The organism is Shewanella mytili (assembly GCF_046765975.1).
Taxonomy (GTDB): domain Bacteria; phylum Pseudomonadota; class Gammaproteobacteria; order Enterobacterales; family Shewanellaceae; genus Shewanella; species Shewanella mytili.
This window is the reverse complement of record NZ_JBKOUD010000003.1, coordinates 249023-270086: the sequence shown is the minus strand read 5'-3', so window position 1 is coordinate 270086 and position 21064 is coordinate 249023. Positions and strand designations below refer to the sequence as shown.

Sequence of the window (21064 nt, the reverse complement as noted above, 5' to 3'; positions counted from 1 at the left end):
ATGCGATAAATCCCCAGAGTGGCAGATTTTATGTGGCTGAATTTATGCTATCGTAATCCGCTGTAAGTGCATTCAGATAACTTGATACATTCATCCCGAAGCAGAAGCCCAAGCGTTGCCAGCGCCATCGCTTGTGTTTTTGCATGATAACGAAAAGACGGAGCACACCGTGAAAGGACAAATCATTCGAAGCGAGAAAGTACTGAAGGTCATCGAACCCGGGTTCGAAGTAGACCGTCGCGTAGCCTTTCTTAAAGCCAAACTCAAAGAAGCCAAATGCAAGGCATTGGTCCTGGGGATCAGTGGCGGCGTGGATTCATCTACCGCCGGACGTTTGTGCCAATTGGCAATTGAATCGCTTAATCAGGAAAGTCACAGCGATGAATACCGTTTTGTGGCCATGCGGTTGCCTTATCTGGAGCAGCGTGACGAAGATGAAGCCCAGATGGCGCTGTCTTTCATCAAACCTTCCTGTCAGGTAACCGTGAACATTCATGACGGTGTGGAAGGGGTGCATCATCAGGTGCTCTCGGGGCTGGAAAGTGCCGGTATCCTGGAGCCGAATGATGCCAAAGTGGATTTTGTCAAAGGCAACGTGAAAGCCAGAATGCGCATGATTGCCCAATATGAAGTGGCCGGTATTGTGGGCGGCTTGGTGGTCGGGACTGATCACAGTGCTGAAAATGTCACGGGTTTTTACACCAAATGGGGCGATGGCGCCTGCGATATTGCCCCGCTGTTTGGCCTTAACAAGCGCCAAGTGCGGCAATTGGCCTCATTCCTTGGCGCACCTGATGCGCTGGTGAATAAAACGCCCACTGCGGATCTGGAGTCCAATCGTCCCGGGTTGGAAGATGAAGTGGCACTGGGACTGACTTACGAACAGATTGACGATTTTCTCGAAGGGAAAGAAGTGGCGCCTGGGGTTGAAGAGCGGATCATCAATATTTACAAAGCAACCGAACATAAGCGCCAGCCCATTCCGACCATTTACGATTAAGCGTGACATGCCATCCTTCGGGATGGCATTTTTCACATCAGGCAATAACAAGCTGCTGGCGTAACAGGGCAATCATCCAATTGGGAAACTGCCGGTAATCCAGGTAGGGTACCAACCAGGCATTGGCGCTTAAGCGGCAAAGCTTGGGGCAGCTTGCCAGCGGCGTTGCACGGTGTTCCTCAAGTGCCAGCGCATGACAGACAGCTTGGCCGCTGAACAGCTGGATACCGGCAACAGGCCGTTGCGAGTGGGCTTCGGTATAAAGGCAAACTTCCCGAAGTAACCCGCCATGTAAAAATTGGCGCCAGTTGTCATCGGAGCTGAATATTTTGGCGGCAATGACCAGGATTTTACGCCAATGGTTAGAGTTGGCTTGCAGTATGGCCGCACAGGCATCTGCTTGTTGCCAGTGCCAATTTGGCGGTAATAGCGGAGAATGGGGCAGGTAAATAATGTGTGCGGCTTGGGGATTGCCGATGAACATGGCGACTCACCAATATGTTGTAATACGGTCACTTTTGATGGGGTGTTAGTGTACCGCAAGGGAGGTAACGGGTAAAAGGGCTAAAGGTTACCGATACACTTCACAAAACCGCAAAGTTTCTCGTGTACTCTGGCAATATCAGGCTAAGCTCCATTAGTGGAGTATAGTATTGAAAAGGAGTATTCGTGATGAAGCGCAACATCAAGTACGGGTTAATGGCAAAAGGCTGTAAAGTACCTTTGGGTTATTTCCTTAATGGCTTTTTTTATGATCGGGCATCCAATCATGGTAATGCTCAGGGCTTTGTCGATGAAAATGGCTTTTTCTATACTGCCAAAAACGGGCACCAAGGCAAAAACGGGCGCCCCACTGCCAAGATTGAAGGGTTGACCTATATCCGCCTTGCGGATGTGGCAGAGTTTGATCTGGTGATGTTTGACGCTTAAAAAGTCAGGCTTTGGCAGCATGCGGTTCATGCATCCTGCCAGCGTTTTGCATATGCCGGAAACGGGTTTGAAACCCGATAAAAAAATGTAAGCCGAGTGATGATTATCCCTCGGCTTTTTGGTGGAAAATTGTTGTGGATGTCATTTACTCATCAAGCATGCCCCGGGCACGCAAGAGTTCGGTCTTGAAGTCTTCGACATAATCTTTTTGCAAGCCCGGGATCGGCTGGGTTTTATCGGCTTCACGCATCTTCAGCTGATAGATCAGCACATCGTCCGGCAGGTGTTGCATTTCTTGTTGATACCCGGCCTCCTGCGCCAGTTGACCGAGCATTTCCATCAGGCTTAAATCCGGTGATTTTTGCCAGGCGGGGTTAAGTAACGCCAGTAGTTCATCAATGCGGTGGCAAGTCATAAGGGCTCCTTTTACACGTTATGCTAACCAACATAACAGCCAAGCCTGCATTCGCAAAGTGCGGTTTGCTATGCTCCCACCTACAAATTGCCCAATGATCTCATTACCGCTAACAAAAAGGGCGGCAATTGCGCCACCCGGTTATCGGCTTGCAAGTATTCCTGATGGCTCAGGCACCAAGTGCGGCATGATAACGCTGGAAGCTGGCGTCAAGATCGGCGATTAAATCTTCGGGATCTTCCAGCCCTATGTGCAAGCGGAACATGGGTTTGCTGCTGTCCCAACGGGTAGCGGTACGGATTTTGTCAATGCCGAACTCGGCCACAATCAGGCTTTCATAACCCCCCCAGGAAAATCCCATCTTGAAGTGTGCCATGCCTTCCACAAAAGCCTGTATTGCCTGACGATTACCGGTTTTAAGGACAAAGGAAAACAGCCCGTTGCTGCCAAGATAATCCCGTTTGAAAAATTCGTGGCCGGGACAGGTGCTGAAGGCCGGATGGCGAATGTGGTCCACTTCCGGGCGAGCGGCCAGCCAATGGGCAATGGTCAGGGCATTTTTGGCCTGCTGTGCCATGCGCACCTCCAGGGTTCGCAGGCCGCGTAATGCCAGATAGGCGTCATCCGCTGACACGCATTGACCGAGCAGATAACTGTTTTCCCGCAATTGCTCCCAGTATTGGGCATTGGCGGTGGCGGTACCCATCATCACATCGGAATGGCCCACAATGTATTTGGTGGCCGCCTGAATGGAGATGTCCACTCCCAGGGTAAAAGGGCGGCAGTTGATGGGGGACGACCAGGTGTTATCCAGCATCACAACAAGCCCGTGCCGGTGTGCCACCTGGCACAATGTCGGCACATCCTGCACTTCCATGGTGATGGAACCGGGGGATTCAAGAAACAGTACCTTGGTATTGGGACGGATGAGCGCGGCAATGCCGGCGCCTATCATGGGGTCATAGTAGGTGGTTTCAATGCCGTAACCTGCCAGCAGCTTGTCACACAGATCCCGGGTGGGTTCATACACACTGTCCACCATCAGCAGATGGTCGCCACTTTTCAAAAAGGATAACAGGGCTCCGCTGATGGCCGCTGCACCTGACGGGTACAGCGCGGTGCCGGCACCGCCTTCCAGTTCGGCAATGGCGGCTTGCAGGGCAAAATGGGTATCGGTACCGCGGCGGCCGTAAAACAGCTCGCCCTGGCCACGGCCAGCGGCGGCTTTTGCCATATGTGCCAGGCTGTCAAACACCACGGTAGAGGCGCGAACCACAGGGGGATTGATAACGCCTTTGGTCCATTTTTTATCCCGCCCCAGGGAGACGATTTTGGTGGCTCTTTTCATAACATGACTCACGGACTGTTGCTTGGGGGATGAGGCGCTGGTGTGGCCGCCATCATCCAGGCTAGACATAGGGGCATCTTAGCATTGAATTTGCGCTTAAAGGATGCCGACAGCTTGAGAGTTATTCAGGTTAGCCTGCCATGGGCAGGGTCAGGGTCAGCACCACGCCGCTGCCATTTTCCAGATTTTGCGCCTTGATATTGCCGCCGTGAAAGGTGGCAATCAGCCGGGCAATGTAGAGCCCCAGCCCCAGATGGGGTTTTTCCTGGGCTCCGGCGGGCCTTACCGACACCATGGATTCAAAGATTTGCTCATTCATGTTGCCGGGCAGCAGGGGCCCTTGGTTGGTGACGGTCAGCACTGCCTGTTTTCCAAGGCGTTGCAGCTCAACATGGATGGGCGTATCGGGAGTGTGAAATTCCAGGGCGTTGCTGATGAGTTTGTCCAGCAGCTGAGCAATGTATTCCGCAACCCCCAGCATCGGCAGCGGGGAGTCCGGTAGCTTGAGGGTAAAGCGTTGTTCAGGGTAGGTCATCTGGTAACCGGCCACACAGCCGCTGATCACCTTGGTTAACGGAAACTGATCCACATCGCTGCCGTTAAGGGATTCTTCCAGACGGGTGGCCTCACTCATATTGGCCAGGATCATCGACAGGCGGTTTACCCCCTCCTGGGCACGCTCCACATATTTCATTGCATCCCGGTCGATAGGTTGCAAACTGAGATGCTCCAGCGAGCTGCGAACCACGGCGACCGGCGTGCGCAGCTCGTGGGATAAGCGTGATGACATGTGTTCCAGATAGTGGGTGTATTGGCCGAGCCTGGCGACAATACTGGCAAAACTGCGGGACAGATCGCCAATTTCATCCCGTACCGCAGATGGGGGGATGGTATCCAGCACTCGCCCCTGACTGTCAATGGCCTTTTCCGCCTGATCCCTGAGGGTACGGATGCGGCTGGAGATGCTGGATGCAAAAAAGAACAGCGACAGGGTACCAATGCTCATGACTATCAGGATCACATTGAACAGTTTTTCCAGCGCGCGATTGCGCAGAGTGCGAATGCCGTGGGTGGTTTCTTCGGCCACCACCGCGCCCATCACTTTGTTGTCAATCCAGATGGGACTGGCGGCAGACAGCACCACGGCCTTGTTGTCCGGGGTCAAGCGCCAGGTTGAGGCCAGTTTCCCTGCCAACGCCTGCCTGATGTGGCTGCCTTGCAGCTCGGTAGAGTCCTGCAAGGCATCGGTGAAGTCGTGAGGCGGGCGCGTCAATATTTTATAATACAAAGGGTTGAGATAATCTTTTTGCAGTTGGCTCCAGAAAGTTGGCGGCTCGTCATCCACTTCGCCCCAGACGCCATTGCTGTTACGGATATCACCGGATTTGGCCAGTACCCGGCCATGGATGTCCACCACCCAGATGCGCGAGCTGTTATGGCTCATGCCCTTGATGATGTTTTCAATTTCCGGTGATGGCACCAACACTGTGCCCAGCCGGTCAATGCTGTCGGTGGCCGATGTGCCCACAATGGCTTCCAGCTGCCGGGTTTTACTGTCGTTGACATCATGGATGGCAAAGCCCAGTTTGCTGCCCACCATGTCCAGCGGCAGGCGCAGTTCGATATTGTAGCCTTGCCCGGTTTTACGCCATTGTCCCTGAATGCGGTTTTCCGGGGTTATTTTCGCCGTGGGTGTCGCCTCTGGTGGCAACTCGTAACTGCTGAGCCAACCATCTTTGGTATTGGCCACCACATAACGATGAAAGCTGCCATCGGGCGCTTGTGTGGCAATATCCAGATAATCGTTGCGATCCACCGCTAAGCTGTTACGGCCGCGATAAACCACCCATGGGTCTGTGACCTCAAAAAAGCCATAAAGATAGCCGCTGTATTTGCCTACCATATGGCGAAACGACAAGCGGGAGCGGCTGTCTTTTGCCAGGAATATGCGGGCATCATTGCCGTAATCCATGGCTTTGCCGCGATAGGCCGACCAGTCGTCCAGTTTGCCGTCCAACTGAATCGGCCCCCGTAACGGAAAGGCATAAAGATCGCGCCCCTTTTCCACCTGCTTGAGAAAACTTGCCTGGGAGTCAAACAGTTTCGGGCGTTCATGCAGGGCGGTGGCCAGTGCCTGGGTGGTGCCTTCCAGGGTTTTTTCCTGTCCGTGGCGCAGGTATTTTTCCATCTCCCACACATACTGGTAGCCGAGCCAGGGCAACCCCAGCAAAAACAGGGATAACACCAGTGTTTTGGTGCGAATGCCAACCGGGGGATGATAAACCGGCAATTTCACTCGTGACCATCCCAACGGTAGCCCATGCCATAAACGGTATCGATGCAGTCAAACTGCGGATCAACGGCCAGAAACTTTTTCCGGATGCGTTTCACATGAGAGGTAATGGTGCTGTCATCCACATAGATTTTGGCTTCCTGCATCAGGTCGCTGCGACTGCGCACATGACCCGGATGCTTGGCCAATGCATGCACCATCCAGAATTCGGTCACGGTCAGCTCAATGGGTACCTCCTGCCAGCAGATTTGAATGCGGCTGGCATCAATGGAAAGCGCGCCCCGGGTGATGAGCGAGGTGGCCAGCGTGTCATTGTCGGCCAGCTCACTGCGGCGAAACAGGGCGGCCAGCCGCGCCAGCAAATGAGGAAAACTCACATCCTTGCTGAGGTAATCATCGGCGCCAAGGCGCAGGCCACATACGGTGTCAAAGTCACTGTCCCGGGCGGTGAGGAAAATAATCGGCAAGGCACCGGACATGGCCCGCAGCGCCTGGCACAGGGTAAATCCGCCGTCTATTTCCTGCCCAAGACCAATATCAATAATGGCCAAATCCGGTAGGCGGGTCTGAAATGCCTGCATTGCCTCCAGGCGGGTAGCGTAACCTTGTACGCTATACCCCTGATTTTGTAATACGTCCTTATAATTTTCGCGGATGGCGGCTTCATCTTCCACGATGGCAATGCGTTTCATTGGATTTCCGGGTTATGAGTGATTAGCCGTGACTATACAACAAATTGCCTGATAAAAAAGCGCCCGCAGCCAAATGCCATTTTGTTGCCACAATTCATCGCCAACACGCCACTTTTGCTCCCCGCCCACGCCATTTCAGCAGCGTTTAATAGTGTCATCCAAACCACAACGGTTGATGGCATTCACAAGGAATACACCGCATGAAAAAATCACTTATCAGCACACTTTTACTGGTTTCATTGGTAGCTGCGCCGGGCATGGCACAAACCGTGTCCCAGCCCCAACCTGACAACCAAACGGAGGCGGCCATTGGCTTTGGCGGCGGCTTGCTGCTGGGGGCGGCAGTGGGCGGGCCGGTGGGCGCCATTGTGGGGGCGTTTAGCGGCGGTTTGGTAGGCAAAAGCGTGGGGGATGATCAGCATATCAAGGATCAGCAGCAACACCTGCAGCAACAGGCGCTGCAGATCACCGCCCTGACAGAGAAACAGCAATCCCTTGAACAGTTGCAAACCCAATATGTTGCAGCCAAGCGGCAACTTGAGCAGCTGCAAACCGCTCGTACCTCCAGGCTGGAGGAGCTTACCGTGGGGATGAATATCCAGTTCCGTACCGGTACGGCGGATATTGAGCCCCATTTTGCCAAACAGCTGGATGATATTGCCTATGCCATGACACTGGCACCGGATTTGACGCTGACACTGGCCGGTTATGCGGATCGCCGCGGTTCGGAGGCGTTTAACCAGCAATTGTCAGAGCAGCGGGTGCAGGCCGTGCAGCAGTATCTCATCAGCAAGGGGGTTAACCGCGAACGTCTTGATTGCCACGCCTATGGCGCGCAAGCCCCGCTGACAGCGCAAGAAAGCCATGAGAGCGACTTTTTTGACCGCCGGGTAACGTTACGCTTGCAAAACGGCAATACCGCCTTGGCCGCGCACCAACCACAGTAATCCAGGCAGAGGGCAGCGTGATGAAAAAGGGCGTTGTGACCACAAGGGCTGGCTTGCCATTAACAGTCGGCAGTGTCGCCAACCAGGGATTACCGGATTGGTGGTTTAACCTCATTTTGGCAAACGGCCTGCTGTTACTGGCACTGCTGCTGGTGAATTTACTGGCGTCAGTATCGGCACTGGCCTCGGTGCAGCGCCCTGCAGCCCTCGTGGAAAATCCACTTTGGCCGGGCAGTGGCACCCTGGAATGGCAGGGGATGGCGCCTGTTCAGGCGTTATCCATGGAAACCGATGTAAACATGCAGATAACCGGGCTGACAAACCGGGTCAGCGTGACGCAGCACTACCATAATAGCACCGGGCAGTGGCTCAATGGCCGCTATGTGTTCCCGTTGCCGGAAAACGCCGCGGTGGACAGTTTGCATCTGCAGATAGGCACCCGGCAGATTGTGGGGCAGATAAAAGCCAGGCAGCAAGCGCGGCAACTGTACCAACAAGCCAAGGCGGCGGGGAAAAGGGCCAGTTTATTGCAACAGCAACGGCCCAACCTGTTCAGTGCCGAGGTGGCAAATCTAGCGCCCGGGGAAACCCTTGAGGTGCGATTCAGTTACCAGCAGCCGTTGGATTACCGCGACGGCCATATCAGCGTGCGTTTTCCCATGACCTTTACTCCCCGCTACATTCCGGCCGGGATGGGCCAACGCTTGGCCGAGGCGATGTCAGGGGATGGCGCATTCTCCGGCGCGGATGCCGGGCAATTGGCCGCGTGGGCGGACTGGGCACCATCAGCCGCCCATCAGGCCAATCACACCAATATTGAGGTGAAGCTTAATGCGGGGGTGCCGCTGGCAAGCCTAAGCTCCCCGAGCCATGAGCTGCAATCCCCCCCATTAACCGCATCACGGTTGGCGTTTTCCCTAAAGGCATTGCCATCTTCGCGTGATTTTGTGCTGCAATGGCAGCCCATGGCGGGGCAACTGCCGCAAACGGCCTTATACCGCCAGCGGGGACAGACTCACAAGACGCACCTGCATCAGGCTGAGCAAGATAACAGTGATTACAGCCTGTTAATGCTGTTGCCACCGACGGTCAAGTCATCAAAGCCGCTTCCCCGTGAACTGGTGCTGGTGATTGACACCTCAGGCTCCATGAGCGGCGCCGCCATGACGCAGGCAAAAAGTGCGGTGCTGGATGCGTTGGCAAGCCTAGCACCACAAGACAGCTTCAACATTCTGGCCTTCAGCTCGGAGGTGTCATCGCTGGCGACCAGGGCCGTGGCCGCCAGCCCGGCGAATATGACCAGGGCCAGGCGCTTTGTATCGGGGCTTGAAGCCAACGGTGGCACGGAAATGGCTTTGGCACTGGAGCAGGCGTTACCTGCAGTGCACCATGATCAAGGGCATGAGCGGGCGCCCTACTTGCGGCAGGTGATTTTCATCACTGATGGCGCGGTAGCCAACGAAACATCACTGTTTCACATGATCAGTCAGCGCCTGGGCAACAGCCGCCTTTTCACCGTGGGGATTGGCAGTGCGCCCAATGGCTTTTTCATGCGCCGGGCAGCGGATGTTGGGCGGGGCACATTCACCTATATCGGCAACATGCAGGAGGTGAAAGCGAAGATAGGGGCATTACTGCACAAGATTGCCCAGCCCGTACTGACTAATGTGCAGCTACGTTACGGCGATGGCTCTGCACCGGATTACTGGCCAAGACAGATCCCCGACCTGTACCTGGGAGAACCGCTGCTGGTTAGCCTCCGTCAGCCCCATCACCGGCAACAAACGCTATTTGTCTCTGGGCTGCTCAATGGTCAGCATTGGCAACAGGCCCTGGCCGTGCAGGCAGAGCAAACATCGCAAGGGCTGGATTTGCTGTGGGCCAGGCAACAGATAGCCGCATTGGAGATGGCACGCGCAGTGGACAATGCAACAGACACCGAGCGGCAGGTAAGCGCTTTGGCGCTGAAATACCATTTGGTGAGCCGGTATACCAGCCTGGTGGCGGTGGATGTCACCCCGGTGAATAGTGCCCCCCGGCTTAACGCCACAGGTGAGGTGCTAAGACTGCTGCCGGCCGGATGGCAGCCGCCAGGGCGTATGCCGGCCACCGCCAGCAACAGCCGCCTGTGGCTGTTATTGGGCAGCTGCTGTTTGCTGGTGGCGCTGCTGCTGGGCTGTTATCGCCGGCCTCTCTTTTCGGGGCGCGAATGATGCCTCGTCTCCATCATGATCATCACCCTATTAATGTGTCTGCTGCGCCGCGCGTTGATGCCCATAGATGGCATCGGCGCCGCATCTGGCTTATCGCCCTGTTGGCGTTAACCGGTGCGGTGCTGCTGGCAAAAGGAGGATATATGCAGGCAAAAGCCCTGTTCGCCCAATATTTGATAGAAGATGCCTGGCACAAAAGCCTGCAGGACAGGCAGCCCCATAAACCCTGGTTTTGGGCAGACACCCATCCACTTGGCAAACTCTGGATAGGTAACAATCCGCCATTGTATGTGCTGGCAGGCGCCAGCGGCCGTAACCTGGCCTTTGGTCCGGCACAAATGCTGGGGGGCGCCAATCCTGGCGAGCGGGGCAATACGGTCATTGCCGGCCATCGCGACACCCATTTTTCGGTGCTGGCCTATGCCAAACGTGGCCAGATACTGCGTTTGCAGACGATGGATGGGCAGATGCACCTGTACCGCATTCGTGCCGCACGCATTGTGCACCAGTCGCAAACACAATGGTTGGCCAGCGGCGATGAATCGTTGCTGACGTTGGTCACCTGTTATCCGTTCAATGCCTTGGGGGGCGGCGCAGCGTTACGGTTTCTTGTGGAGGCAGAGGCGCTTGCCCCTTTGTCGCAGTCTGCTTGAGGTCATGGGCGCACTGGTACAAGGTGTTGGAAAACGTCGATAAAATAGCCGGATTGTGCTTTATGCGGTAGCTATCTGTTGGGCTTTCCGGTATTTTGCCGGGTTATTCCACACGCCCTCGCTTTCATTCGTTGGCGTTTCCATTTCAACAGCAGGCAAAAAACGGTTAATGACGGAAAACGGCATTTTTGAAGACATTCGTCCCTACCATGACGATGAAGTATCCACAGTGTTGGCGCGGGTCATGAAAAATCATGAATTGAGCCAAACATTGGCGCGTTGGCGTTTTCCGCGCCTGAGTCGCATGATGCCCAAAATGATGACCTGGTTGGTGAAGCGCCATTTACAACGCCAGCTCAGTACGCTCCATAGCGTGGATGACGTGCAGCAAGTGGTTGCCCAGTACATGCAGCAGATGATGGCGAGCACGGTTTCGGCGCTGAGCTTTTCCGGTATGGAAAAACTCCGTAAAGACCAACGCTACCTGTTCATCAGTAATCACCGGGATATTGCGCTGGACCCGGCCTTCATCAACATGGCGCTGTTTGAGTACGGTCACCCGACGGTTCGCATTGCCATTGGCGATAATCTGCTGACCAAAGATTACGTGTCGGATCTGATGCGTCTTAACAAAAGCTTCATCGTGAAGCGCTCTGCCAGCAGCCCCCGGGAAAAATTCAAAGCGTCCAAACAGTTATCGGCATTCATTTATCACTCGCTGCGTCAGGAACACAGTAATGTGTGGCTGGCGCAACGGGAAGGCCGCGCCAAAGACGGCAACGATTGCACCAATGCGGCCATTATCTCCATGCTGGCGCTTAATCGCCCCAAAACCCGGGAATTTGCCGATTATATCGGCGAGCTGAATATTGTGCCGGTGTCTATCTCTTACGAGTGGGACCCTTGCGATAAAGCGAAAACCCAGGAGCTGTTCAGTGTGCAGCAAACCGGCCAATACCATAAACAGACCCATGAGGATATTGCCAGTATCGCCGCCGGCATAGCAGGCTTCAAAGGGCATGTGCATGTGGCGTTTGGTGAGCCATTGTCTGGGGATTATGCCAATGCTGAAGCGGTGGCCGCCGCCATTGATCAGCAGATTTGGGATAACTACCGCTTGTATCCAAGCAACCTGCTGGCATACGGCCAGTATGAGGCCAGTGCCGGTCACCCGATTGACTCCGCAGAGTTTCCCAGTGTGGAAGATGCGGGGCAGCAGGCGCTTTTTGCGCGGCGATTGCAGGCAATTGAGCCATCACAGCAGCCGATTTTTCTGGCCATGTATGCCAATCCGGTGCTGAACAAACTGCGCCGGCCATCCGAGCCTTGCATCAATATGGACAGCGATGCGCCCACCTGGGCCAATGCGTCCCGCTAGTCAGCGTCTATCAGGGGGCAGGGGTTAAGGTGGCGTTGCGGTGTTTTGGGGGTGTTAACGGGCACCGTTAATGGGGATGACCCGGTTACGCCCAAGACGCTTGGCTTCATACAGGCGTTTATCCGTGCGTTCAATCAGGCTGGCCGGTGGCTCATGGGGGTGCCATTCACATACCCCGAAACTGGCACTGATATTGCCCACGTTCAGGTTTTGCTGGCGATCCCGCACGGATATCTTTTCCAGCGAGCGGCGCATGGCATCTGCCAGTTGCCGGGCAATGGGCTGTTGGCTGTCGGGCACCAGCACGGCAAATTCCTCACCGCCGAAGCGGTATAACTTGCTGCCATCGCGGCAATGTGCCTGCATTCTTTTGGCTACGGCCTTGAGCACCTGATCGCCCAGTACATGACCATAGGTATCATTGACGTCCTTGAAATGATCAATGTCCGCCAGAATCAAACAACACCCCGACGGAGCGCTTTGTAACAGGGCGGCAATATCCAGATTGAACGCCCGGCGATTAAGGCATCCGGTGAGTGCATCATACATGACGTCGCGCTCGGCGCTGGAAAGCCGTTGGCGCAAGCTTTCAATTTCCAGTTGGGCCTTGTTGAGCTGCTGACTGAAATACTGGGTGCTGTCGATGATCTCCTCAGAATTTTGTACCAGCATTTTCACCATCGCTAACATCTGCTCCAAACTGAGATTGGGTTGTTTCAGCAGGCTGAGATTGTTCAGGTGCCCCTCCAGTTTATGGCGAAATTCAGCGGCTCCCGTGCGGGTATCTTTCAACGAGAGGGATAACTCGTCTGCCATGGCTTCCATGTTCTGGCGCAGCTGCAGCACATCCAGTTGCCCCGGCTCTTGGATGTGCTGCTGGTACAGCAGGGCGGCAATGGACGGCGGGCAGGTATGATAGTGTGCCAGCGCCTCTTCAAGTTGGGCATTCAACTGTTCGTTTTGTTCGCTGACGTAGGTGTACCACAGCGCATAGTTGGTGGGCGTTGGCGGGATGCGATACTTGAACAGCAAAGGCAATGCCCGTTTAAGGTGAACCGTCGCTTGCTGCAGTAATGATGGCGTCATGCTTTGAACCACTGTTATTAATTTTGTTCGGGTCTGGCTTTAATATGCCGGGAGGATGGGGTGTCGGCAAGTTTCTGGCGGTTATTTTGTGAACGCGATTGTCGGCGGCATATTCGCTGTTACAATGAAAATCCAATAAAACTATAACGAAAGTAAGGACAAGCAGTGAAAACCTCCTATCTACTGGGCTTTCTGGGGGCATTGTTATGCGTCCAGGCAAGTGCCACCCCCTTTCATTTTGATGAAGCCAGCTACCGGGAACAGGTAAAAACATTGGCCAGCGATGCGTTTGAAGGTCGCGGGCCGTTGTCCCGTGGTGAACAGCTCACCATCGACTATCTGGAAAAAACCTATCGGGCGATGGGGTTGCAACCGGGATTCGGCGACAGCTATATCCAGGCCGTTCCCATGGCTAAAATTAGCGCCAATCAGCAGATGCAGTTGAAAATCGGCAATATGATGTTTGCCAACGGCCGGGATTTTACCGCCCGCACGGAGCAGGTTGTGCCCAAGGTCACCCTGGATGACAGTGAGCTGGTGTTTGCGGGATACGGCATCAACGCTCCGGAATACGGCTGGAACGACTATGAAGGCGTGGATGTTGCCGGTAAAACCGTGATTGTGCTGGTAAACGACCCCGGTTTTGCCACTCAGGAACCCGGCATATTCAAAGGTAATGCCATGACCTACTATGGCCGCTGGACCTACAAATATGAAGAAGCCGCCCGCCAAGGTGCCAAAGGGGTGTTTATCGTGCACGAAACCGCACCGGCCGCCTATGGCTGGAATGTGGTGCAAAGCAGTAACACCAACAGCAAATACACGCTGGTGGACGACAACCATAACCTGTCCCATGTGGGGGTGATGGGCTGGATGCAGCATGGTGTTGCCCAGCAGGTTTTCAAGGCGGCGGGGCTGGATTTTGAACAACTCAAACGCCAGGCACTGTTGCCGGGGTTCAAGGCGGTACCGTTACCCCTAAAAGCGTCATTAACGCTGGATAACACCATTGAATTGGCCACATCTCATAATGTGGCAGGGCTGTTACCCGGCACTGAACATCCCGATGAATGGTTGGTGATGCACGCCCACTGGGATCATCTGGGGAAAACCCTGGTTGACGGTAAAGAGGCCATTTATCACGGCGCGGTGGATAACGCCTCCGGTGTGGCCGGCGTATTGGCATTGGCGCAACATTTTAAAGGGCTAAAAGGGGCCGCCGCCCCCAAGCGCTCGATTTTATTTGCCAGTTTTACTGCGGAGGAAAACGGGTTGCTGGGGGCTCAGTTTTTTGCCGAGCATCCGCCGGTGCCAACCAAGCAGCTGGTGGCGCTGCTGAATATTGACGGCATGAATGTGGGCAAGGCCACATCCTATGTGTTGCGTTATGGCGATGGCGTTTCACAGCTGGAGCATTATCTGGCCGAGGCGGCCAAGGGGCAGGGGCGAAGCATCAAGCCGGATCCCCGCCCGCAAAATGGCCTGATGTTCCGCTCGGATCATTTCGCCCTGGCAAAAGAGGGCGTTCCGGGGTTGCTGTTTTTGAGCCTTGGGGATACCGACCCGGATTATATTGCCCACAAATATCATCAACCGGCTGACCGCTATGAAGCCAGCTGGGATCTTGGCGGAGTGGCCCAGGATTTGAGTTTGATGAGTGACATTCTCGATAAACTGGCCAACAACCGTGATTGGCCCAAGTGGCTGGAAGCGTCCGATTTTAAAAAGCGCCGTGCCCAAGACGGCCGTTAACATCGTTATCTATAAAAGAATGGGCATTATCCATACCGCAACAGTGTATGGATAAATGCCCCCTTGTTGCTTCATTACTTTTCGCTGCTATTCCATCGTTTATCAAGGTTTCTGCCATGACCTGATGTTACCTGCAGTTTTCCCGTCTTGAACATGCCATCCGCCGGTGGATGCCGGTAAAAATTACCCCGTGAATAGATGTTCAAGTTGCGCCTTGACTAGTATTATTGCTCGATGAATTAATAAATCTGTCTTGTTTAATAAAGAATTTTATGGATACCGATCTGCTCAAGACGTTCTTGGAAGTTTCCCATACCCGGCATTTTGGCAAGGCGGCGGAAAATCTCTACCTCACCCGCAGTGCCGTCTCTTTCCGGGTAAAGCAGTTAGAAAACATTCTGGGCGTTGAGCTGTTTGAACGCCAGCGCAATAACATCCAGCCGACCCCTGCCGGTGAACGCATGCTGGTACATGCTGAAGCCGTATTGCTGGCTTGGGAGCGGGCCAAACAGGATGTGTCGTTAAGTCAGGTGCAATCGGTGCAACTGGCCATCGGGGCGGCCCCCAACATCTGGGATGCCTACCTGCAGGATTATCTGCAAGGGCTTCATCGGGGACTGCCGGGCGTGGCGCTGCGTACAGAAGTGCAGCATCAAGCCGTGATGACCCGGCAACTCATGGAGCGGGCACTGGATTTGGCCATTTCCTTTGACCCGCCCAAGCTTGAGGAGTTTGAATTGCTGCAGGTGGGGGAAATCGTGCTGACCCTGGTCAGTACCAGCCCGCTTGAAACACTGGCAGACACCCGCCAGCAGCAATACATCAAGGTGGATTGGGGCACGGCTTTCAATATCCAGCATGCCCGCAATTTCAGCGAGTTGCCCCTGCCGGTATTGCATACCGGCTCAGCCAGAATCGCTTTGGATTTTTTGCTCAACAATGGTGGCTGTGCGTTTCTGCCGCAAAAAATGGTACAGCCTTATGTGGCACAGGGGCAGTTACACCGGGTGCCCGGTGCAGCCACGGTGAGCCGCAGTGTTTACGTGTCTTACCTCAGTGGTAACGAAAGACTGCCGCAGATCATTTTGGCGGTCAATTATCTCAAATCCCAAGCCGAGTGAACCGCCGCTGCATTACATGGAGGCTTTGAGCAAGGGCCAGAGGATCACCAGCCAGGTGATCCCGCATAAACACAGGCTTAAAAATACTGCGGCGGACGCAATATCCTTCGCCTGGCCGCTTAACGGGTGATACTCGTCTCCCACCCGATCCACCACGGCTTCCACGGCTGAATTGAGCAGCTCCACAATCAATACCAGGAATATGGTCAGGATCAGCCATAATTTTTCCACCGTAGGCACGTTGACCCACAAGGCAAATGGCAGCATCAACAATGCCAGAATGGACTCTTGACGAAAGGCGGCTTCGTGCACCCAGGCAGATTTCAATCCCTGCATGGAAAAGCCGGTAGCGCGGAAAATGCGTTTAATACCGTGGTTATTGGCTGGTTTCATAATTTAGAATGTGATCCGTATGGGAATAAAAAGCTACAGAAACACCGCAAACAGCTGTAATAATATGAATTGCGGTAAAAAACCGCGACAGTATACCACCTGATTTTTTAAGTAACAGCGCCATTGGAAGATTCCCCCATGACGGCAGCCGTCATAAGGGGGTCATATACAGCCACTATAAAAACAGAGGTGACTAATACACTACACTGTTACCAATCGCCGTCACGTTCGTTGGTCATTACCATAACTAAAACCAGCGATGTAAACCGCGGAGGAATCACCATCCTTGAGTCCCGTGGTCTTAATGCTTAAGGATAGGAGTGCTCCAATGCCACCAATACCATTCCGTGCCTTTCACGGCATCAAGTTTGTCCTGTTATGGCTCTGTTTTTGGGCCGCATCAGCCGTTAGCGCCACCATGCCTTCGCCAGAATTGGCCAAATCCTGGGCGGCCCAGGAAAATGTCCGCAGTTTTCTGGTGAGTGAAAAACTCGATGGGGTACGGGCCCGCTGGGATGGCAAGCAGCTGCTGAGTCGCTCAGGGTTGCGTATTGATGCGCCAGACTGGTTTGTTAAGGGGTTTCCAGCGCTACCGCTAGAGGGTGAACTGTGGGCGGGGTACGGCAGTTTTGATAAAGTGTCGGCCGTTGCCCGAAGCTCGGGCAATAATCCCTTATGGCGCGAAGTTAAGCTGTACCTGTTTGATGCACCTACCCTTAAGGGCGATTTTGCCAGTCGCTATCAGCAATTTGCCAGGTATGATGCCCTTACGCCTTACCTGCAGGTGATCCCCCAACGGGATGTGGCGGATAATGAGGCGCTGCAGACCTGGCTCAGTCAGATATTATCCCAGGGCGGCGAAGGGTTGATGTTGCATCGCCGTGATGCGCTTTACAGCAGTGGTCGCAGCAATAACCTTTTCAAACTCAAGGCGGTGGTGGATGATGATGCCCGGGTATTGGCCATTTTCCGAGGGAAGGGTAAGTATCAGGGGATGATGGGATCCCTGCTGGTGGAAAACACCGCCGGGGTACAGTTTCGTATCGGTACCGGTTTTAGCGATGCGCAGCGGGCAAACCCGCCCAAAGTGGGCAGCTGGATTACCTTTGCCTATTCCGGTTTAACCAGTAAAGGCAAACCCAGATTTGCCCGTTTCCTTCGGGTAAGAAGCGACTACCCATTAACCCATGGCGCACGACATCCGGCGATAATACCTGATACCTTGTCCAGACCCTAGCTTGAACATTGAGCGCGTTGTATGTCTGCATTGCCTGAGTTAACCCAAGTTCGCAGTGTATTGTTCATTTGCATGGGCAATATTTGCCGCTCCCCTTGTGCCGAGGCCATGGCGCGCCAAAAAGCGGCTGAATACGGGCTGGTGTTACAATTGGACTCTGCCGGCACTACCGGGTTTCATCAGGGCGAAGCGCCGGACAAGCGGGCCCGTCAGGCAGGAGAACGGCGTGGTCTGGATTTTTCCGGAATGAGCGCCCGGGAAGTGACTGAACAGGATTTTGCAGCGTTTGATCTTATCTTGGCGGCGGATCAGCAAAATCTTGGGGCGCTGCGCCAGCGCTGCCCGGCCAAATACCAGCACAAATTGGCGTTGGTGATGGGGTTTGCCAAGGTTGATTGTGCGGAGGTGCCAGATCCTTACTACGGTGGCGCCAAGGGATTTGAGCGGGTACTGGATTTATTGGCGCAAGCCATTGACGGCCTTTACGGGCAGATCCGCGCTGGCTGAAACGGCAGCATAGCTGCCGTTATGACACGATTGCCTCCCAGGCATGACGCGTTATGCAACCTCAGTGGCGCTTACCCGAATGCTTGCGTTTTTGCTCGGCGCGGCGGGCTTCTTTTTCGGCTTCCTTGATGGCCAGCATTTCGGCCACTTCCGCTTTCTCCTTTTCTGCCATGGCAGGGGTTTCCAGCGACAACAGGCCGATTTTGCCTGAGCGAAATTCGTGCAGCAATACTTCGGATGCCTTGTGCAAGTCCAGATAGCCCCCGGTGCGCAGGGCGCCGCGGCGCCGGCCGATTTCTTCCAGTAATTCAATGTCGGTTGCTGGTAGCTCGTCCAGCTTGTAGCGCGCTTTCATCTGCTCCGGGTAAGCCTCAAGAAAGTAACCGGCAGCAAACAGGGCCACATCGTCATATTCGATGGCGGTATCTTTAATGGCGCCGGTCACCGCCAGGCGGTAGCCGGAGGCTTCGTTGTCCACTTTGGGCCAGAGGATGCCGGGAGTGTCGGATAATACAATGCCGTTTTTCAAATTGATCCGCTGCTGGCCTTTGGTCACTGCCGGTTCATTACCGGTTTTTGCCACCACGCGTCCTGCCAGCGTGTTGATGATGGTGGATTTGCCCACATTGGGAATGCCCATGATCATGGTGCGGATGTCGCGGACGCTGGCGGATGTCTGGGGCACCAGTTTACGGCAAAGTTCCGGGAGTGCCTTGAGGGCGCCTGGCTGCAGCGTCGTGGAGATGGCCTGGGCTTTAACGCCTTGTTCTTGCTCCAGATAGTCAATCCATTGGGCGGTAATCTCAGGATCTGCCAAATCGGCCTTGTTCAGCAGCTTGATACAGGGTTTTTGCCCTCGCAAGGCCGCGACCATGGGGTTTTCACTGCTGTAAGGAATGCGGGCATCCAGCACTTCTATCACCAGATCAATCTGCGGCATTGCCTCTTCAATCTCTTTGCGGGCTTTGTGCATGTGCCCGGGATACCATTGAACCGCCATTGTTATTTCCTGCTGAATCTGAAAAGTCGCGTATTGTAGCATTGTGGATGGCAAAAAGCGCCCGCAGGCGCCGTGGAATGGGGACTAGATAACCCCGAGCTCCCGTAACCGCTCCGTGAGGTAACTGCCGGCACTATAGCGCGCCGAGAGCACCACTTCCGGCCGCGGGTGAAGAAACAGGGGCAGGGAGATGCGGGATTTTGCCATGTCCGCGCCCTGGGGATTAATCACCCTGTGGGTGGTGGAGGGGAAATAACCGCCGGAGGCTTCTTGCAACATGTCACCGGTATTGATGATGATATTGCCAAAATCACTGGGAACATCCAGCCAGCTGCCATCGCGGGATTGCACCTGCAGGCCGGGCTCATTGGCAGCAGGCAGCACGGTTAACAGATTGATGTCCTCATGGGCGGCTGCACGAATGGCACCAGGGGGTTCGTGACCGTCCATGGGCGGGTAGTGCAATATGCGCAGCAGGGTTTTATCACTGTCTTTAATCATCCGGGAGAGTGGCTCGTGGTAATGGCGGGCCACTTCTGCGGGTGAATGGCGCTCCACCCAATCCAGCAACTGGGCCGCAAAAGCGGTGGCCTGCTGATAGTATTCCAGAATGTCGCGGCGCAGGGCCGGCGGAATTTGCCCCCAGGGATACACATGGAAATATTCTTTTATGTCCTTGACGTTATTGCCCTTGGCGGTTTCAGAGACGCTGGACGGGAAAAAACCGTCTTGGGTGCCGGGGTTGAAAAGATAGTGCTCTTTGTCATCAGAGAGGAAAAAGTCCTGCCATGCCTGATAAATTTGTTGCACCAGTGGCTGGGCAATCGGATGGTTGCGCAATACCCCAAAACCGGTATGGCGCAGTGACTCAACAAAACGTTGCGGTGCATCAGGTGCGCGAAAATCAATGGTTTCTAGTTTCATGTTTACCCTGCAATTGTCAGATAAGCGTGAACGCCGGTGTTGTAGGGGCAAAGAGCGCAAGAGGCATTTTTCGTGGATGTTTTTATCCGGCGCCGGTTCGCGCACAAGTCTACCTTGATGTTGTCATGGCGGCAACGTAAAGTGATTTGTATCACATTATGGGCCAAAGCTTGTAGGGATTGCAGCGCCCATAGCCATCAACACCGGGAGTTACACATGAAAAGCCTGCCACCGCTAACTGATTTTGAGCGCTACGTGATTGATGAAAAGGGCACTGAGCCACCGTTTAGCGGTGAGTATTATCAGCACAGCGCTCCCGGGCGTTATCTGTGCCGCAAATGCGGTGCGCCGCTGTATATGGCCGCCCATAAATTTCAGGCCCATTGTGGCTGGCCGGCGTTTGATGACGAATTGCCTGGTGCCGTTGCCAGGCAAACGGACCGGGATGTCCAGCGCACCGAAATTTTATGTGCCCATTGCGGCGCCCATCTGGGCCATGTGTTTGCCGGAGAAAACCTCACCCCTAAAAATCTGCGCCATTGCGTGAATTCCACATCCTTGATGTTTGAAGCGGCAGATGAGGCCTTACCTGCTGCAGACAGCACATCGTTGGCTACGTTTGGCAGTGGCTGTTTTTGGTGCACAGAAGCGGTATTTTCATCCCTCAAGGGCGTGTTGCGGGTACTGCCCGGCTATGCAGGCGGCACGAGCGACACGGCCAGTTACCGTCAGGTATGTGAAGGCGACAGCGGCCATGCGGAAGTGGTGCAAATTCAGTATGATCCTGCCGTCATCAGTTATCAGCAGTTACTGGAAGTGTTTTTTGCCTCCCATGACCCGACAACCCTTAACCGGCAGGGGCATGATGTGGGCAGTCAGTACCGTTCGGTGATTTTTGCCCATGATGCCCAGCAACTGGCCCAAGCGGAGGCGTTCATCAAGCAGTTGGCGTTGCAAGGGGAGTATGGTGCGGGCATTGTGACGCAGCTGAGTGCCTATCAGGGATTTTATCCGGCAGAGGCGGAGCATCATGATTATTACGCCGGGCATCAACAGCAGCCCTATTGCGCATTGGTGATTGGCCCGAAGCTGGAGAAAATCCGCCATTATTTTCGTGATTGGCAAAAATGATGGCGCAATATGGGTGAGTGTGGTGCCGGGCTCGAGTGTTCTCA

The 21064-nt window shown here is 54.5% G+C and carries 20 protein-coding genes; 11 read left to right on the top strand and 9 right to left on the bottom strand.

The genetic code is table 11. From position 1 onward, the window contains the following. Positions 1-169 precede the first annotated feature (169 nt). On the top strand, positions 170-1000 hold the full coding sequence (nadE, locus tag ACIDEJ_RS05555; RefSeq protein WP_411987092.1) for an ammonia-dependent NAD(+) synthetase: 831 nt from the start codon (positions 170-172) through the stop codon (positions 998-1000). Positions 1001-1037: 37 nt separating this feature from the next. On the opposite strand, the gene ACIDEJ_RS05550 is transcribed toward nadE, so the two are convergent. Beyond that, complete coding sequence (locus tag ACIDEJ_RS05550) at positions 1038-1484, bottom strand: DUF6942 family protein (RefSeq protein WP_411987091.1); 447 nt, start codon at positions 1482-1484, stop codon at positions 1038-1040. Between the two features lie 185 nt (positions 1485-1669). Between ACIDEJ_RS05550 and ACIDEJ_RS05545 the strand changes: the two genes are divergently transcribed. Beyond that, positions 1670-1930, top strand: a complete 261-nt coding sequence (locus ACIDEJ_RS05545) for a hypothetical protein (RefSeq protein ID WP_411987090.1) — start codon at positions 1670-1672, stop codon at positions 1928-1930. 145 nt (positions 1931-2075) lie between these two features. On the opposite strand, the gene ACIDEJ_RS05540 is transcribed toward ACIDEJ_RS05545, so the two are convergent. The 4 genes from ACIDEJ_RS05540 to pdsR form a co-directional block, all read right to left on the bottom strand. Further along, positions 2076-2345, bottom strand: a complete 270-nt coding sequence (locus ACIDEJ_RS05540; protein ID WP_411987089.1) for a YihD family protein — start codon at positions 2343-2345, stop codon at positions 2076-2078. Positions 2346-2514: 169 nt separating this feature from the next. Continuing rightward, a complete protein-coding gene (locus tag ACIDEJ_RS05535; protein ID WP_411987088.1) occupies positions 2515-3693 on the bottom strand; it encodes a cystathionine beta-lyase in 1179 nt (392 codons plus the stop codon). A gap of 130 nt (positions 3694-3823) precedes the next feature. Then, positions 3824-5989, bottom strand: coding sequence for a proteobacterial dedicated sortase system histidine kinase (pdsS, locus tag ACIDEJ_RS05530; protein ID WP_411987087.1), 2166 nt, complete (start codon positions 5987-5989; stop codon positions 3824-3826). Next, entirely contained in the window at positions 5986-6678 is a 693-nt protein-coding gene (pdsR, locus tag ACIDEJ_RS05525; protein ID WP_411987086.1) for a proteobacterial dedicated sortase system response regulator, read from the bottom strand. The genes pdsS and pdsR overlap by 4 nt, the downstream gene beginning before the upstream one ends. A 200-nt stretch (positions 6679-6878) precedes the next feature. Between pdsR and pdsO the strand changes: the two genes are divergently transcribed. The 4 genes from pdsO (at position 6879) to ACIDEJ_RS05505 (ending at position 11869) form a co-directional block, all read left to right on the top strand. Next, the gene (gene pdsO, locus ACIDEJ_RS05520) at positions 6879-7625 is read left to right on the top strand and encodes a sortase-associated OmpA-like protein PdsO (protein WP_411987085.1); all 747 of its coding nucleotides are present in this window, start codon (positions 6879-6881) and stop codon (positions 7623-7625) included. Positions 7626-7645: 20 nt separating this feature from the next. Next, positions 7646-9838 (top strand): marine proteobacterial sortase target protein, encoded by a 2193-nt coding sequence (locus ACIDEJ_RS05515; protein WP_411987084.1) that lies wholly within the window; start codon positions 7646-7648, stop codon positions 9836-9838. Continuing rightward, on the top strand, positions 9835-10491 hold the full coding sequence (locus ACIDEJ_RS05510) for a class GN sortase (RefSeq protein ID WP_411987083.1): 657 nt from the start codon (positions 9835-9837) through the stop codon (positions 10489-10491). The genes ACIDEJ_RS05515 and ACIDEJ_RS05510 overlap by 4 nt, the downstream gene beginning before the upstream one ends. A gap of 169 nt (positions 10492-10660) precedes the next feature. Continuing rightward, entirely contained in the window at positions 10661-11869 is a 1209-nt protein-coding gene (locus ACIDEJ_RS05505) for a 1-acyl-sn-glycerol-3-phosphate acyltransferase (protein ID WP_411987082.1), read from the top strand. Between the two features lie 54 nt (positions 11870-11923). On the opposite strand, the gene ACIDEJ_RS05500 is transcribed toward ACIDEJ_RS05505, so the two are convergent. Then, positions 11924-12955, bottom strand: a complete 1032-nt coding sequence (locus tag ACIDEJ_RS05500; protein ID WP_411987081.1) for a GGDEF domain-containing protein — start codon at positions 12953-12955, stop codon at positions 11924-11926. Positions 12956-13120: 165 nt separating this feature from the next. On the opposite strand from ACIDEJ_RS05500, the gene ACIDEJ_RS05495 reads away from it, so the two are divergent. Then, the gene (locus ACIDEJ_RS05495) at positions 13121-14707 is read left to right on the top strand and encodes a M28 family metallopeptidase (protein ID WP_411987080.1); all 1587 of its coding nucleotides are present in this window, start codon (positions 13121-13123) and stop codon (positions 14705-14707) included. Positions 14708-14979: 272 nt separating this feature from the next. Beyond that, positions 14980-15828 carry an HTH-type transcriptional regulator HdfR gene (hdfR, locus tag ACIDEJ_RS05490; RefSeq protein WP_411987079.1) on the top strand — a complete coding sequence of 283 codons (849 nt, stop codon included), beginning with the start codon at positions 14980-14982 and terminating at the stop codon, positions 15826-15828. A 12-nt stretch (positions 15829-15840) separates the two neighbouring features. Here hdfR and ACIDEJ_RS05485 read toward each other — a convergent pair whose 3' ends face one another. Next, entirely contained in the window at positions 15841-16221 is a 381-nt protein-coding gene (locus ACIDEJ_RS05485; RefSeq protein WP_411987078.1) for a diacylglycerol kinase, read from the bottom strand. 328 nt (positions 16222-16549) lie between these two features. Between ACIDEJ_RS05485 and ACIDEJ_RS05480 the strand changes: the two genes are divergently transcribed. Both ACIDEJ_RS05480 and ACIDEJ_RS05475 read left to right on the top strand, forming a co-directional pair. After that, the gene (locus ACIDEJ_RS05480) at positions 16550-17458 is read left to right on the top strand and encodes a DNA ligase (RefSeq protein ID WP_411987077.1); all 909 of its coding nucleotides are present in this window, start codon (positions 16550-16552) and stop codon (positions 17456-17458) included. 21 nt (positions 17459-17479) lie between these two features. Further along, positions 17480-17965, top strand: coding sequence for a low molecular weight protein-tyrosine-phosphatase (locus ACIDEJ_RS05475; protein WP_411987076.1), 486 nt, complete (start codon positions 17480-17482; stop codon positions 17963-17965). A gap of 61 nt (positions 17966-18026) precedes the next feature. Here ACIDEJ_RS05475 and ylqF read toward each other — a convergent pair whose 3' ends face one another. Then, positions 18027-18965, bottom strand: a complete 939-nt coding sequence (gene ylqF / locus ACIDEJ_RS05470; RefSeq protein ID WP_411987075.1) for a ribosome biogenesis GTPase YlqF — start codon at positions 18963-18965, stop codon at positions 18027-18029. A gap of 84 nt (positions 18966-19049) precedes the next feature. Continuing rightward, the gene (locus ACIDEJ_RS05465; RefSeq protein WP_411987074.1) at positions 19050-19889 is read right to left on the bottom strand and encodes an isopenicillin N synthase family dioxygenase; all 840 of its coding nucleotides are present in this window, start codon (positions 19887-19889) and stop codon (positions 19050-19052) included. A 225-nt stretch (positions 19890-20114) separates the two neighbouring features. Between ACIDEJ_RS05465 and ACIDEJ_RS05460 the strand changes: the two genes are divergently transcribed. Next, positions 20115-21020 (top strand): bifunctional methionine sulfoxide reductase B/A protein, encoded by a 906-nt coding sequence (locus tag ACIDEJ_RS05460; protein WP_411987108.1) that lies wholly within the window; start codon positions 20115-20117, stop codon positions 21018-21020. The last annotated feature ends 44 nt before the right edge of the window (positions 21021-21064 follow it).